Source organism: Micromonospora sp. NPDC048843, from assembly GCF_040649965.1.
In the GTDB taxonomy this organism is placed as follows: domain Bacteria; phylum Actinomycetota; class Actinomycetes; order Mycobacteriales; family Micromonosporaceae; genus Micromonospora; species Micromonospora hortensis.
This window is the reverse complement of the sequence record NZ_JBEZGJ010000099.1, coordinates 12,522-27,132: the sequence shown is the minus strand read 5'-3', so window position 1 is coordinate 27,132 and position 14,611 is coordinate 12,522. Positions and strand designations below refer to the sequence as shown.

Genomic DNA, 14,611 nt, shown 5'->3' with positions numbered 1-14,611 from the left:
GGTCACTCTAAGACGCCCTTGAACCTGGAGCTCCGCTGGCTGATCAGATTGCCATAACCCGGCGCCAGCCTCGCGGCGACCGGGCTCGACCTACTGCCGGGTGGTGCGGACGAGCGCGTCGTCAGTCTCACCCTCGTAGAGCGCGACGTACAGCCGGAGCAGCTCGTCGCCCTCGGCGCCCAGGGCCGCGAGGGCGAGGGTGTTGTGACCTACGCCCAACCGCTCCGGCAGGGTGCACACCCGCAGCGGCACCGCGTTCGCGTCGGCAATCCGGCGCGGCACGTCGACCGCCGCCCCGAGGTCCACCACGCCGTCGAGCGGGCTGATCGCGACCGCCGCGGTCCGCAGACCGGTCCGCCGGGGCGGATTCGGCAGGGTACGGGCGATCGTCAGGTACTGGGTGACGGCGGCGAGCGAGTAGCCACGCGACGTGACGCGGTCCCGGAGAACGCGGCGCCCGTACAGCACGATGAGCGGTTTCACCGCGTAGGCCGGCGCCTGCCGCGGATTCGGGCCGAAGAACGGTGACAGCAACAGCAGATGTCGTACGACGTTGCCCGGCACCTGGGCCAGCCAGGCGGCCAGCACGGCACCGCCGGAGATCCCCACGACGCCGACCTCGTCTCCCAGCGCCGCCGCGACGGCCCAGCCCTGCGCGGCGTACGTCGTCAGCTCACCGGCCTCGACCCGGTGGTGGGCCCGCCGGTCGACGGTCCCGTGCTGGGGCGCCCGGGGAACCCAGACGTTGTACCCACTGTCGAAGAACTTCTCGGCCAGCCCCGCGTACTGCTCGGGCGCGAGGGTGTACCCGTGCAACAGCAGCACGGCCCGGCCGGTCCGGGAGCCGTGGCTCAGCAGGCGACTGCGCGACTCCGGTCGCACCTCCGGGTCGGCCGTCTCGGCGGCGATGATGGCCGCGGCGGCACGGGTGGCCGTGTCGAAGTCGAGCGGTCGGGCCGGCGCGACCCGTAGCCCACGGCGGCCCAGCGGCCAGAGGTAGAGCCCGGCGACCGCCGCCCCGACGAGCGCCAACCCGCCGACGAGAAGCGCGATGATCTCCGGCATGGTCAGATGCTGACAGGGGCCGCGCTCGACGCCGGCCGAGGGGGTGCGCCCGGGTGACCGGGCGCACCCGGTCAGCTATTCCTGGCTGTTCGGCGGCGCGAAGACGACCCGGGAGCGCAACTGCCGGAAGCCGGTCCGCTCCAACTCCGCCAGCACCGTCACCCGGTGGGCGTCCACGTCGGCGATGACCTCGCGGGCACCGCCGGCGGCCAGCACCCGGACCGCCTCAGCCAGCAGTTCGGGTCGGACGGCCTCGTCGAGCAGGCCGAGATAGGCGATGAGTGGAAAGCAGGCGTCGCCGGCCGTTCCGACCAGGCCCACCGGCTTACCCGCGTCCATCGCGACGCGCCATCCCTCGAGGGCGTCGCCCAGCCAGGCGAGCGGGTCGGTGGCCAGGTCGACGCCGCCGACCGCTAGTGCGTTCTCGACGCCGGTCAGTACGTCCGGCTCGGCGATCCTGGCGACCAGGGCCTTGACCTCCGCGACGTCGACTGGGGCGCGGAAGTCGTACCGTCCGGAGGACGCCGGTAGGGGTGTGCCCGTCCAGGAACAGCGGAGCCGCTCCCCCCGCTCGACCAGCCCGGCGAGCCTGGCGGCCTCCATAGGTGCCCGCACCACAGCCAGCACCTCGGGCCGACGCCGCCAGTGCGCCGGCAGCGCGGCGTGGTACAGACCGGGACCGCCCAGTGCCTGGTGGGCGGCGCGCAGCAGCTCGGCGCCCACCTCCGGCTCGGCGTCCAGGTCGAACCGTTCCAACCACGGGGCACCGACGGCGCCCGGCGGGAGGACCCAGGCTGCCCGACCGACCACCCGGTCGGCACGGAGGGCGACCCAGGTGTGCTCGGGACGGTAACCGCCGCCGGCGATCCCGTCGGCGTACGCGACCTGGCGCAGCTGGGGCAGCGGATCAGGCATGGAGTCGAACAGGTTTTCCTCGTCCGCGACGAGCGGACGGATGACCAGATCAGTCATGGGTTGGTCCTCCGGGAAGCGCGCGCCCCGGATCAGATCCGCGCGGACGCCGGAGCGCGGAGGGGGCGCAGAACATCGGACATTGTTCTGACCTCCTTCCAGCTCGACGGCGTGCCCGACGACCATACGCGCAGGGGTCGCCGGCACGCAACGGTTCGTCACAGCGTCGGGTTGGTCTCCGACCCACGCTTGTGGGCACGCTGGTCGTACACCGTGATGCCGGCCAGGATCACCGCCGCGACGGCCGCCACGGCGACCGGCGGGAGCAGCACCATCGGCGGGGCCGCCACGGCCAGCGCCACAACGCCGTAGTACAGCGCCCGACACCGCGGCGCGGATCGGTTCGCCCGCTCCAGGGTGCTCCGCCCGACCAGGAACAGCACCGGTCCGCCGAAGATGATGGCCACCAGGGCCCAGTCGATGGGCGGGTGCGGGTCCTCGATGACCTGTCCGAAGCCGACAGCGGTGCAGATGATGCCACCGACGATCAACAGCAGGCTGTAGCTCGCCCACCGCGACAGTTGGATTCCCTCCCCGCTCGGGGTCGAGGCATGGCCGGTCCTGACGTGGTAGAAGTAGATCCGCCAGAACGAGACGACCGCCACGAACGAGGCGACGAGGGCGATGGTCCCCTCGGTGGTGAAGCCCGGGAAGCTGACCGCCGCGCCGGCTTCGAGCACCACCTCGGCGAGAGCGATCATGAAGAACTGGTTGTACCGCTCGGCGAGATGCTCCTGCGAGACGGTGACCCTCAGGCTGTTGAGCTGACTCCGGCCCACGCGGGGAAGGGGGTAGGTGGTGGCGGCGCCGATCATCTCGATGGCGAGGGCGATGGACCAGAAGATGCCCCGACCGAGACCGCCGCTGATGCCGCCACTGATCCAGAGCACGCTGGACGCCAGGTGCCAGGTCAGCACCCGGAGCGAGAACGTGTGCGCCGGGTGGCCCCGCAGGGCGAACGCCAGGAAGAGCGGTCGGCCGACCTGGATGACGACGTAGGTGCAGGCGAAGACGACGCCGCGTTGGCCGAAGGCCTGCGGCAGGGTCACCGCCAGCACCAGCGTGCCGAACATCGTCGCCAGCAGGACAACCTGCAGGTCGGGGCGCCGAGGGTCGTAGGTGCTCGCCAGCAGGGCGTTGAGCGACCAGATCATCCACATCGCCGTGAAGAAGAGGACGGTCTGGCCCGCCTCGGACAGCAGTGTGTGCCGGACGATGGTCAGGTCGTCAGCGACCCGCCCGGCGAGGCGGGCCAGCGCGAAGACGTAGACGATGTCGAACAGCAGTTCCAGGACGGTCGCCGAGCGGGGGCTCCTACTGTCCCCGAGCCCACGAAAGAACTCGGTGCGCGTCAGCACGGACGGCGGGACAGCTCAGCCGGCCAGGGCCGCCGGCATGGGCACGCCACGGCGGTGACCCTGTTCCGCTGCCATCGTCCCCGAGCCTCCCTCGCCGACCGGCCCCACCTGATCCCTATCTGCGTATTTTATCCATCTTTAACGGGTCCCCGTCGCTGATGGCGGATACCGGGTCGGCGGTACGCCGGATCATCTCTGCCGTCACCCTGCGGTACGAGCCCGGGTCGACCGGGAACAGCCACTGCCGGGCCCGGGTCAACGGGCCGACGTTGAGCCCCAACTCGTCGAGCACCTCGTCGACGTTGTGCATGGAGAACGGGATGATGTTCGTGCCGCGAGCGTGCCGTCCGTTGGTGCGCTTCGTCATCCAGAGCAGCCGGGCGCGCACCTCGTCACGCATCCGGACCTCGGTCGGCAGGGTCAGCCCACCCCGCAGGTACGCGGCCGTCCAGACCGCCGCCATCTCCGCGCTGAGCGGGCTGAAGAACGACGAGTTGTAGCCGGCGAAGGTCAGCCGCGGCACGCCGATCGGCAGGATCTGCCGGTAGAGCATGAAGTTGCCGGCGTCGTCCTGGAGCCGGGCGTGCAACGCGTCGTCGAAGAACGGCACGTGCTGGCGGAAGCCGGTACCACAGATCACCAGGTCGGCGGGGAGCACAGTGCCGTCGGCCAGTCGGGCGGCGGGCCGACCATCGTCGACCAGCAACTCGGTGATCACCTGTTCCCGGTGCACGGCGATGCGGCCGTCGGTGACCCGCTCGAAGAAGCCCTCGGTGGCGAGGCTGACGGTGCTGCGGGCGATGTCCTCGAAGCTGCCCTTGGGCACGAGACCCAGCTCGCGCAGGTTGAACTGCCGGGTCGCGACCGAGCCGACGCTGTCGACCATGCGTTGGCGCAGACCGTTCCCCGGGCCGTGCAGGAACCGCTCGAAGCCCCTCAGGTGCAGGTAGCGGAAGAGCGCCTCACCCATCCGGGTGAGCAGCAGGTACTTGTAGTTGAGCGCACCGCCGAGCTTGCGGGGCATCTTCCAGAGCAGCTCGCGCGCCACCACGTGGGTCTGGGCGGCGACCTCGCTCACCGGGACCGCCACGTCGCAGGACGACTTGCCGTACCCGACCACGAGGACGTTCTTACCCCGGGCCGCCTCGATGTCGTGGAACTCCCCCGTCGCCAGTACGCGCCCTCCGGCGGCGGTGAAGCTCGCCTGCCCGTCGAAGGACGGAACGAACGGGTCGCAGAAGATGCCGTTGGCGACGATCAGGTGGTCGTACCGTTCCACAGTCAGTGGATCCTGGGCGCCCGCCGGCCGCGAGGTGACCAGCCACCCGGTCTCGTCGTTCACCAGCTCGGCCGAGGCGACCTCCGTGGACAGGCGCAGCGCGCCGGCCAGCCCGAACTTCTCCACGTAGCTCTCCAGGTACCGCTGGACCTGCTCTCCCGACGGCCACTGCGGGTAGGCGGCGGGCATCGGCAGGTCGGAGAGGTGGTAGGTGCCCTTGTCGTTCTGGGTGTGCAGGCCGGGGTATCGCCGGGTGCGACTCCACACCCCCCCGACGTCGGGCGCGCGCTCGAACACTGTGACGTCGAATCCGCTCTGCCGCAGCACCTTCGCTGCGCTCACACCGGCGAATCCGGCGCCGACGACGGCAATCCTCATGGTCTCCTCCGAAGGACGTACGAACCGTGCCGGCGCTGACCGCCCGCGGTGCTCGCACGCTAGCGAGCAGAGCGGGAAGGTCGCTATCCGCTCGACGCGGGCGCTGTCCGCGACACGCAGCCGAACCCTTTTCCTGTCGGGTCGACGGCTTTCGGGTCTGGTCCGGCCCGGTCACGCCTTACGGTCAGCGCGACGGGACGCCCGGGAGGTGTCGGATGGATGCGGTGACGGTCCGGACGGACGACGTCGACCGGGCTCGCGCCGAGGTGGGTCGGGTCTTCTGTCCACACCGGCTCACCCCGCAGGCGGGTGTGCACAGCGTGCAACTGCGGATGGCGGCTCGCCGGGCGGGCGGAGTGGGCGTCATCGACCTGGACTACGGGCAGGCGGTACGCATTCAACCGCCCGCGCTGGAGAGCTTCTACCTCGTCCAGATCCCCGGCGCCGGCAGCACGATGGTCCGGCACGCCGGTCAGACGGTGACCTCGACCCCCGACGTCGCCTCGGTGCTGTCTCCTTACGACTCCTCGGACATGCGGTGGTCCGAGGGATCGCCCCACCGGATCTTCTACGCCGACCGGCGGGCCGTCGACCGGGAACTCGCCCGCCTGCTGGGCCACCCGGTGGACGAGCCGGTCCGCCTCGACGTCGGCATGCTCATGACCACGCCGACAGCGCAGGCGTGGGCGCGCGGGGTGGCGTTCCTCGCCGACGAGCTGTCCCAGCCGGCGGACGCGTCCCTGTTCGACCACCCGCAGGTAGCCGCCCGTTTCGAACAGGGGCTCATCGGCAAGCTGTTGCTGGCCCATCAGCACAGTCACTCCCACCTGCTGGCCGAGCCGGCCCAGCACGCCCACCCCGGGCGTCTCGTCCGCCGGGCCTGCGCCCTGATCTCCGAACACCACGGGGAGGCACTGACAGTCGGTGACGTCGCCGAGGCGCTACGGGTGAGCGTACGAACGCTGCAGGACTGTTTCCGCCGTGAGTTGCAGACCACCCCTACCGCGTACCTGCGAGCCTGCCGGCTCGACGCGGCGCACCGCACGCTCCGCTCGGCCGCGCCGGGGGCGTCCGTGACGACGGTTGCCCTACAACACGGCTTCGTGCACCTCGGCCGGTTCGCGACCGAGTACCGGAGCCGCTTCGGCGAGACGCCGTCCACGACCCTGCGTCGGTGACGAGCGGTCAGACCGCCCGGGCCACGCAGATCCGGGCGCCCAGCCGTGGACCCGCCTCGTAGATCATGTAGCCCACGCCGCCGTCGGTGCCGAAGCTCGGTGACGCGACCCGACCGTTGTCGGAGGCGATCGGGCTGTGGAACACCCCGAGATGCACCTCCCGGTCGAAGGCGTTGCCGACCTCGGTGAGGTGCATCCGGCCGTCACCGCCGTGATAGACGACGTACGCGGTGCCGTTACGGGTGAGCAGATGTGGTGCGGAGATGTCGCTCAGGCCGTCGCCGGCCGGTGAGACCAGCGGCTCCGGCGCGAACTGCCACTGGTCCCAGCCGTTCGACGACCAACCCCAGAAGATCTTCCGGGTGCCGGGCCGAACGGTGTGCGCTCCCATGTAGAGCATCACGTACTTGTTGGCGAGCCCGGTCACCCGGTGCTCGAAGACCCGGGCGTACGACGTCTCGGTGGTGTTCGGTACGAGCCTGGTGCTCAGGATGGGCGTCTCGTCGCTGAAGGTGATGCCGTCTCGGGAGCGGGCCACCCGGGTGGTGGTGTTCTCCCCGTGGAAGTAGAGGAAGAACTCCCGGCTGGAGGCGTTCCAGACGACGTGCGGCGACGAGACGTGGCTGACCGTCGTGGTCGGTAGCGCCCGGTCGACGATGGGGTTGCCGGGGTGCTCGGTGTAGGGGCCTTCCAGCCGGTCGGCGTAGGCGAGGCAGATCCCGCCGGGCGCGTCGTGCGGGGCGTAGTAGAGGTAGTAGCGCCCCTTCGCGCCAGTGATCTTGTCGTAGACCCCGCGTACGCAGGGAAAGATCGTTTCGCCGGTGGGGTTGTAGGCCAGTGGGCCGTCGAACGCATCGCGGACGTAGCGGTAGCTGGGGAAACCGGCCGGCCCGGCCAGCGCCGGTGCGCCCTGGAGCAGGGTGCCGACACCGCCGGCGGCGGAGGCGGCGCCGAGCAGCGCCGCGCCACGCAACAGCCCACGCCGACTCAGCTCGGTGGGTCGCCCGGAGGGCGGATTCGGGTACGCGTGTGCCATCTGGTGTCTCCGATCGTGAGGGGACGCTCGTCGATCGCGGAGCGTGGGTGGTGGCGCGGCGACGACCCGGGAGGCACGGACGAGAGCGCAGCCATCGTCACTGTCGGTGATACGGCTGCCTGGCCGGTCGCTCGGGGTCGTCATCGACGAGTCTGGCCGGGTCCTCAGTCGACCGTCAAGGTGCTAATACGAATTATCGAGCGGTTTTCGTCGGCAGAACTTCTCCGCCCGAGGGTCTTGACGGCAACGCCAGGTGCGCCGCACCATTTCACCTCACCGACGCTAATGCGTATTACCTCGGTAACGATTGGACACGGAACGTGACTGGTTCGCGCAGGCGAGTCACCCAGCACGACATCGCCCGGATGACCGGCGTCAGCCAGGCGACCGTCTCTCTGGTGCTCAACGGCCGCGACGACGGCAACGTCAGGATCGCCCCGGAAACCCGGGAACGGGTCCTGCACGCCATCCGCACCACCGGATACGTCGCCGACCCGGTCGCCCGCCGGCTCGCCGCGCGGCACAACCGCATCCTCGGTGTCTTCACCTACGAGCCGGTCTTCCCTACCGGCACCGGCGACTTCTACCACCCGTTCCTGGTCGGCATCGAGGAGTGCGCCGAACGGCTCGGCTGTGACCTGCTGCTGCTCACCAGCGCGCCGGTGGCGGGCGGCCGGCGGCGGATATTCCACGACGACAACCGCCTCCGCCTGGCCGATGGCTGCGTCCTGCTCGGTCGATCGCTGGACCGCGACGAGCTGACCCGGCTGGTCACCGAGGGTCAACCGTTCGTCTCGGTCGGCCGCCGCGACGACGCGGGCGGGCCGGTGCCGTACGTTGGCGCCGACTACCCTACCGCCACCGCCGCCGTGGTGCGCCGCGCACTGGCCGCAGGTCACACCGCACTGGCCTACCTGGGCCAGGGCGCCGGCCCCGAGTCGCACGCCGACCGGATGCGCGGCTTCCGGGCCGCGCTCGACGAGGCCGGACGCACGCCACGGCACCTGCCGACCACCGACCGCTCCCCCGCCGAACTGCTCGACGCCCTGCTCGCGGCGGGCGTCACGGCGGCGGTGGTCGAGGAGTACGCCGACGGTGTGGCCATCGCCCAGCTCGCCCGCGAACGGGGCCTGGACATCCCGGGCGACCTGTCCATCCTGGCGCTCGGCGACCCGACCCGACCGGCCAGCACCGACATCGACTTCACCGGCTTCCGCATCCCCCGCCGCGAGATGGGGTGGCAGTCCGTCGAGGTGTTGACCGGGCTGCTGGAGGCGGACCCGGAAACCGTGCCGCAGCGGCTGGTGCCCTGCCAGCCCGTCGACGGCGCCACCCTCGCGCCGCCGAAGGTGACCCCGTGAAAGGACAGCTCTTGCCAGAGATGCAGGCCGAAGTTTTGATCGTCGGCGGTGGACTCGGTGGCGTCGCCGCGGCCCTCGCCGCGCTGCGCGCCGGCCGTTCGGTGGTGCTGAGCGAGGAGTACGACTGGCTCGGCGGTCAGCTCACCAGCCAGGCCGTACCGCCCGACGAGCACTCCTGGGTCGAACAGTTCGGCGTCACCGCCAGCTACCGCAAGCTGCGCGACGGCATCCGTGACTACTACCGCGCCTACTACCCGCTCACCGACCGGGCCCGTCAGGCCACAGCGCTCAATCCGGGGGCCGGGCACGTGAGCCGGCTCTGCCACGAGCCACGGGTCGCGGTCGCGGTGCTGGAGGCGATGCTCGCGCCGTACCGGGGGGCCGGCCGGCTGCGACTGCTCCAGCCGTACCTGCCGGTGGGGGCCGACACCGACGGCGACCGGGTGACCGGGGTGACACTGGCGCACCGCGACAGCGGCGAACTGGTGCACGTGGTCGCGCCGTACGTGCTGGACGCTACCGAGACCGGCGAGCTGCTGCCGTTGACCAACACCGAGTACGTCACCGGCTTCGAGTCGCGGGGCGAGACCGGGGAGCCGAGCGCGCCGGACGAGGCGCAGCCGGAGAACATGCAGGCGTTCTCGGTCTGCTTCGCTGTCGACCACGTCGACGGCGACCACACAATCGACCGGCCGACCCGGTACGACTTCTGGCGGGCGTACCAGCCGCCGTTCTGGGGCGACCGGATGCTCTCCTTCCGCTCACCCAACCCGCGCACGTTGGAGATCTCCGAGCGCAGCTTCACCCCCAACCCGGACGACGACCCGTGGCTGGTGATGGCCGACCAGCGGCTGAGTCCGGGCGACGGCAACCTGTGGACGTTCCGCCGGATCGCCGCTCGGCGCAGCTTCGTCCCGGGCAGCTACGACAGCGACATCTGCCTGGTCAACTGGCCGATGATCGACTACTTCGAGCAGCCGCTGATCGACGTGTCCGACCCCGCCCACCAGATCGCGGCGGCCCGGGAGCTCTCCCTGTCGGTGCTCTACTGGCTGCAGACCGAAGCGCCCCGCGCCGACGGCGGGTCCGGCTTCCCCGGGCTGCGGCTGCGCGGTGACGTCACCGGCACCGGTGGCATCAGCACCGGCGGCGACGTCGCGCACAGCGGTCTGGCCCAGGCCCCGTACATCCGTGAGGCGCGGCGCATCCGCGCCGAGTACACGGTCGTCGAGCAGGACCTCTCCCTGGCGGTACGCGGCGACAAGGGCGCGGCCAACTACCCGGACGCGGTCGGCGTCGGCATGTACCGCATCGACCTGCACCCGTCCACCGGCGGGGACAACTACGTCGACGTGGCCTCGTGTCCCTTCGAGATCCCACTCGGCGCCCTGATCCCCCGGCGGGTGGAGAACCTGCTGCCCGCCGGGAAGAACATCGGCACCACCCACATCACCAACGGTTCGTACCGCCTGCACCCCGTGGAGTGGAACATCGGCGAGGTCGCCGGTCTGCTCGCGGACTTCTGCCTGGCCCGCCGGGTCACTCCCCGCGCGGTGCGTTACACCCCCGGCCTGCTGGCCGATTTCCAGAACCGCCTCGCCGACGAGGGCGTCGAGCTGCGCTGGCCCGACATCGCCGGCTACTGAGGGAGAACCCTGATGAGGAAACGGTTGACGGCCGTCGTCGCGCTCGCCGCGATGCTCGGCCTGGGCGCGTGCGGCGGCGGCGACAGCGCCGGCTCCGACGGCCCGGTCTCGCTGCGGATGACGACGTGGTCGGCGAACGAGGCCCACCTGAAGCTGTTCAACGAGATCGCGGCGGAGTACCAGAGCAGCCACCCCAACGTCGCAAAGATCACCTTCGACCCGATCCCGTTCGAGAGCTACACCACCACGTTGACCACCCAGATCGCCGGCGGAAACCCGCCCGACCTGGCCTGGGTCCTGGAGAACGCGGCTCCCGACTTCGTCTCCTCGGGCGCGCTGCTGCCGCTGGACGAGACCCTGCGCAAGACCGACGGGTACGCCTTCGACGAGTTGGCGCCGGCCGCGACCAAGCTGTGGCAGGCCGACGGCAAGCTCTACGGCTACCCGTTCTCGACCTCACCGTTCGGCATCTTCGTCAACACCGACCTGGTCACTGCCGCCGGGGCGAAGAGCCCTGCCGAGCTGATCGCAGCCAACGCCTGGACCTGGGAGAACGCGGTGACCACCGCCTCCGCGGTGGCCGCCCGGACGGGCAAGGCGGGCCTGGTGGTGCGGGACTTCGACTACAAGGGCTGGGACAACCTCTCCACCATCTGGACCGGCTGGGGCGCCCAGGCGTGGAGTGCGGACGGGAAGACCTGCGGTTTCAACGCCAGCGAGATGGTCGACGCGATGACCTTCCTGCACCAGGCGATCTTCACTGCGAAGGCGCTGCCCGGCCCGGGTACCGCCGCCGACTTCTTCGCCGGCGAGGCCGGCATGACGATCACCCAGATCTCCCGGGCCTCGCTGCTGGAGAAGCAGAAGTTCGGCTGGGACCTGGTGCCGCTGCCGGCCGGCCCGAAGGGCAACTACTCGGTGATCGGTCAGGGTGGCATGGGTGTGTTGAAGAAGGGCAAGCACGCCGCCGTCGCCGCGGACTTCCTGGCCTTCCTCACCAATCCCGCCAACTCCGCCAAGCTGGCGCAGTTCTTCCCGCCACCGCGTACCCCACTGCTCACCGCGGCGACGCTGGCCAAGACCAATCCCCTGCTCAAGCCGGAGCAGTTGCAGAGCGTCGTGATCGACGGGATCGCCAACGGGGTGGTGAAGCCCAACCACACCGGGCAGGCCGAGCTGAGCCAGGCCGTACGGTCGGCGCTGGACCCGATGTGGAAGGCCGACGCTGACGTGCGGGCCGTGCTCGACGGGGTCTGCTCGGCGATCAACCCGCTGTTGGCGAAGTAGGGGATCAGCGATGCCGGTCCTGACGGACAACGTGGCGGGTCGGGCTGAGCCCCGGCCCGCCCCGGGCGGCACGGCAGCGTCGCCGCGACGCGGGTGGTGGACCAGTCGTCGACGTGACCAGCTGGCCGGCCTGCTCTTCGTGACCCCGCAACTGGTGGGTACGGCCCTCTTCGTGCTGCTGCCGCTCGGCCTGGTGGTCTGGTACAGCCTGCACGAGTGGAACGTGCTCGCGGACACCTTCGACTTCGTGGGCACTGACAACTACCGCGAGCTGGTCGACGACCCGAAGCTGCCGGGGGTCCTCCGGAGCACGCTGTTCTTCTCCGTCGGCCTGGTCGTGTTCAACCTCGCCCTGGCCCTACTGCTCGCCGTCCTGCTCAACCAGCGACTGCGCGGCACTGTGGTGTTCCGGACGCTGTTCTTCTCACCGGTGGTGGTCTCGCTTGTCGCCTGGACGATCGTCTGGGGTTTCCTGCTCCAGGACAACGGCGGCGTCAACGGGGTGGCCGGAGCGGTCGGCCTGGACGGCCCCAACTGGCTGCGCGGCGAGTGGACCGCGCTGCTGTCGGTGATCGTCGTCCAGGTGGTCAAGAACGTCGGCCTCAACATGGTGCTGTTCCTCGCCGCGTTGCAGGGCGTGCCCACCGAACTCTACGAGGCGGCCCGGGTCGAGGGGGCGAGCCGGTGGACCCAGTTCCGCCGGATCACAGTGCCGCTGATCAGCCCGACCATCCTGCTGACCTCGATCATCACCGTGGTCGGCGCACTACAGGTCTTCGCCCAGATCGCCGTGCTCACCCAGGGCGGCCCGGGCACCTCGACCACGGCGCTCGTCTACTACCTCTACCAGCAGGCCTTCCAGTTCCACCAGTTCGGGTACGGCTCGACGCTGTCGGTGCTGCTGTTCCTGATCGTGCTGACGCTGACCGTCGTGCAGTGGCGGATGCGCAGGAAGTGGGTCTTCCATGAACAATAGGCTCCCCTTGCGGGCCCGGGTGGCGATCTATGGGCTGATCTGCCTGCTGGCCATCCCGTTCGTCTTCCCGACCTGGTGGATGGTCACCTCGTCGTTCAAGCCCGTCAGCGACATCTTCGCGTTCCCTCCGTCGCTGATCCCCACCGAGCTGAGCTTCTCGGCGTACCGGCGGGTGTTCGAGCTGCAACCGTTCGCCCAGCAGTACCTCAACAGCGCGTACATCGCCGCGGTGGTCACCGTCGGCACCCTCGCCGTCTCGTCGCTGGCCGGCTACGCGTTCGCCCGGATCCGGTTCCGTGGTCAGCACGCGCTCTTCCTGGTGGTGCTGGTGGGCCTGCTGATCCCGAGCGAGGTGACCATCGTGCCGCTGTTCCAGATGTTCAACTCGGTCGGGATGATCGACACCCACTGGCCGCTGATCCTGGTGCCGACGCTCGGCGCGCCCAGTGTGCTGGCCACCTTCATCATGCGGCAGTTCTTCATCACCCTGCCCGGCGAGTTGGAGGAAGCCGCCCGGGTGGACGGGCTGGGCCGACTGGCGACCTTCTGGCGGATCGCGCTGCCGCTGGCCCGCCCGGCCCTCGGCGCGGTGGCGATCTTCACCTTCCTGCACAGCTGGAACCTGTATCTGGAGCCGATCGTCTTTCTGTCCACCCCGGAGAAGTTCACACTGCCGCAGGCGCTGACCCAGTTCGTCGACGCGTACGGCGGCCCGATGTGGGACGTACAACTCTCGGCGGCCTCGATGACGGCGCTGCCCGTCCTGGTCGTGTTCGTCATCGCGCAGCGGCAGTTCATCGAGGGCCTCGCCCACACCGGTCTGAAAGGATGATCCACCTGACGCTGCTCCGGGCCGAGGAAACTGTTATCCGGGTACGGCCGGGAAGTCTCCTGAGGTGAGGCGTTGGCGGGTTCCCCCGCCACCGCAGCATCCAATGGTGCTGCGACCACACACGAGGGAGTCGAGACGATGCGCGCAACCGGCCAGGGTGAAGCGGACGCCGCGAGGGGAAACCGGGGCGTCCACGCGGAACCCCGACGCGGGATGCTCGGCCGCCTTCCGATCGGCGCGAGGCGGCTGCTGTGGCCGCTCCTCGTGGCCGCGGTGGTCGCCGTACTGGTGACCGGTGTGATCGTCGTGGTGCAGCCGACCGGGCCGACGCCCGCCCCGGCGGCGACGCAGGCGCTCGATGCGCCGCCGCCCACGAGCCCGCAACCGGGCGCACCCAGCGCGACCACGCCCGCCGCCACGCCGAGCCCGGCGGGGGCGACCCCGACGCCGACGCCGACGGCGAAGCCGACGACGGGGCGTCCGGTTGCTCCGGCGGCCCCGGCGGCGACCTCGAAGCGCAAGGGCGTCGGGGTGTGGACCTTCGACGGCGTCAGTCAGGCGCTGGCCAACTCCGGGGCGAGTTGGTACTACACCTGGGACGTGGCCCACTCCGGCGTCACCAGCCCGAAGGGCGCCGAGTTCGTCCCGATGATCTGGGGAGCGAAGAGCGTCACCGCCACCAACCTGCAACAGGCCAAGAAGAACGGCCGCTACCTGCTCGGGTTCAACGAGCCGGACCTGAAGGGTCAGGCGGAGATGACCGTCGAGCAGGCGTTGGAGTTGTGGCCGCAGTTGCAGGCCACCGGCCTTCCGCTGGGCAGCCCGGCGGTGGCCTGGGGCGGCGACCGGCCGGGCGAGTGGCTCGACCGGTTCATGGCCGGGGCGAAGCAGCGCGGCTACCGGGTCGACTTCATCGCCCTGCACTGGTACGGCGGCGACTTCACCACCACCAACGCCGTCAACCAGCTCAGGTCGTACCTCCAGGCCGTGCACGACCGGTACAAGCTGCCGATCTGGCTCACCGAGTTCGCCCTGATCGACTTCTCCAACGGCGTCCGCTTCCCCACCCAGGCACAGCAGGCAGCGTTCCTCACCGCGGCGACCCGGATGTTGGGTGGCCTGTCCTGGCTACAGCGGTACGCGTGGTTCGGCCTGCCCGCCACCGACAAGGACCAGACCGGCCTGTTCCGTACCGGCAGCAGCGCGACCGCCGTCGGCCGCGCCTACCAGGCGGCGCGCTGAC

At 70.3% G+C, this 14,611-nt stretch carries 12 protein-coding genes; 7 read left to right on the top strand and 5 right to left on the bottom strand.

From position 1 onward, the window contains the following. Positions 1 to 90: 90 nt before the first annotated feature. From AB0C20_RS22275 to AB0C20_RS22260, 4 genes are all read right to left on the bottom strand, one after another. Positions 91 to 1,065 (bottom strand): alpha/beta fold hydrolase, encoded by a 975-nt coding sequence (locus tag AB0C20_RS22275; protein ID WP_357568655.1) that lies wholly within the window; start codon positions 1,063 to 1,065, stop codon positions 91 to 93. 75 nt (positions 1,066 to 1,140) lie between these two features. Beyond that, entirely contained in the window at positions 1,141 to 2,037 is an 897-nt protein-coding gene (locus tag AB0C20_RS22270; RefSeq protein ID WP_357179632.1) for an acetyltransferase, read from the bottom strand. A 158-nt stretch (positions 2,038 to 2,195) separates the two neighbouring features. Then, positions 2,196 to 3,395 carry a low temperature requirement protein A gene (locus AB0C20_RS22265; protein ID WP_357179628.1) on the bottom strand — a complete coding sequence of 400 codons (1,200 nt, stop codon included), beginning with the start codon at positions 3,393 to 3,395 and terminating at the stop codon, positions 2,196 to 2,198. A 115-nt stretch (positions 3,396 to 3,510) separates the two neighbouring features. Further along, positions 3,511 to 5,052 (bottom strand): NAD(P)/FAD-dependent oxidoreductase, encoded by a 1,542-nt coding sequence (locus tag AB0C20_RS22260; RefSeq protein ID WP_357179624.1) that lies wholly within the window; start codon positions 5,050 to 5,052, stop codon positions 3,511 to 3,513. 224 nt (positions 5,053 to 5,276) lie between these two features. Here AB0C20_RS22260 and AB0C20_RS22255 point away from each other — a divergent pair, with 224 nt between their 5' ends. Continuing rightward, positions 5,277 to 6,230, top strand: a complete 954-nt coding sequence (locus AB0C20_RS22255) for an AraC family transcriptional regulator (RefSeq protein ID WP_357568654.1) — start codon at positions 5,277 to 5,279, stop codon at positions 6,228 to 6,230. Positions 6,231 to 6,237: 7 nt separating this feature from the next. Here AB0C20_RS22255 and AB0C20_RS22250 read toward each other — a convergent pair whose 3' ends face one another. After that, positions 6,238 to 7,266 (bottom strand): hypothetical protein, encoded by a 1,029-nt coding sequence (locus AB0C20_RS22250; protein ID WP_357568653.1) that lies wholly within the window; start codon positions 7,264 to 7,266, stop codon positions 6,238 to 6,240. A gap of 320 nt (positions 7,267 to 7,586) precedes the next feature. Here AB0C20_RS22250 and AB0C20_RS22245 point away from each other — a divergent pair, with 320 nt between their 5' ends. From AB0C20_RS22245 to AB0C20_RS22220, 6 genes are all read left to right on the top strand, one after another. Next, a complete protein-coding gene (locus AB0C20_RS22245; protein ID WP_357568652.1) occupies positions 7,587 to 8,627 on the top strand; it encodes a LacI family DNA-binding transcriptional regulator in 1,041 nt (346 codons plus the stop codon). A gap of 20 nt (positions 8,628 to 8,647) precedes the next feature. Beyond that, positions 8,648 to 10,273 (top strand): FAD-dependent oxidoreductase, encoded by a 1,626-nt coding sequence (locus AB0C20_RS22240; RefSeq protein WP_357568657.1) that lies wholly within the window; start codon positions 8,648 to 8,650, stop codon positions 10,271 to 10,273. A gap of 12 nt (positions 10,274 to 10,285) precedes the next feature. Further along, the gene (locus AB0C20_RS22235) at positions 10,286 to 11,560 is read left to right on the top strand and encodes a sugar ABC transporter substrate-binding protein (protein WP_357568651.1); all 1,275 of its coding nucleotides are present in this window, start codon (positions 10,286 to 10,288) and stop codon (positions 11,558 to 11,560) included. A 10-nt stretch (positions 11,561 to 11,570) separates the two neighbouring features. Continuing rightward, positions 11,571 to 12,536, top strand: a complete 966-nt coding sequence (locus tag AB0C20_RS22230) for a sugar ABC transporter permease (RefSeq protein ID WP_357568650.1) — start codon at positions 11,571 to 11,573, stop codon at positions 12,534 to 12,536. Then, positions 12,526 to 13,368 carry a carbohydrate ABC transporter permease gene (locus tag AB0C20_RS22225; protein ID WP_112700239.1) on the top strand — a complete coding sequence of 281 codons (843 nt, stop codon included), beginning with the start codon at positions 12,526 to 12,528 and terminating at the stop codon, positions 13,366 to 13,368. The genes AB0C20_RS22230 and AB0C20_RS22225 overlap by 11 nt, the downstream gene beginning before the upstream one ends. A gap of 138 nt (positions 13,369 to 13,506) precedes the next feature. After that, positions 13,507 to 14,610 carry a glycoside hydrolase family protein gene (locus AB0C20_RS22220; protein WP_357568649.1) on the top strand — a complete coding sequence of 368 codons (1,104 nt, stop codon included), beginning with the start codon at positions 13,507 to 13,509 and terminating at the stop codon, positions 14,608 to 14,610. Position 14,611: the final 1 nt, after the last annotated feature.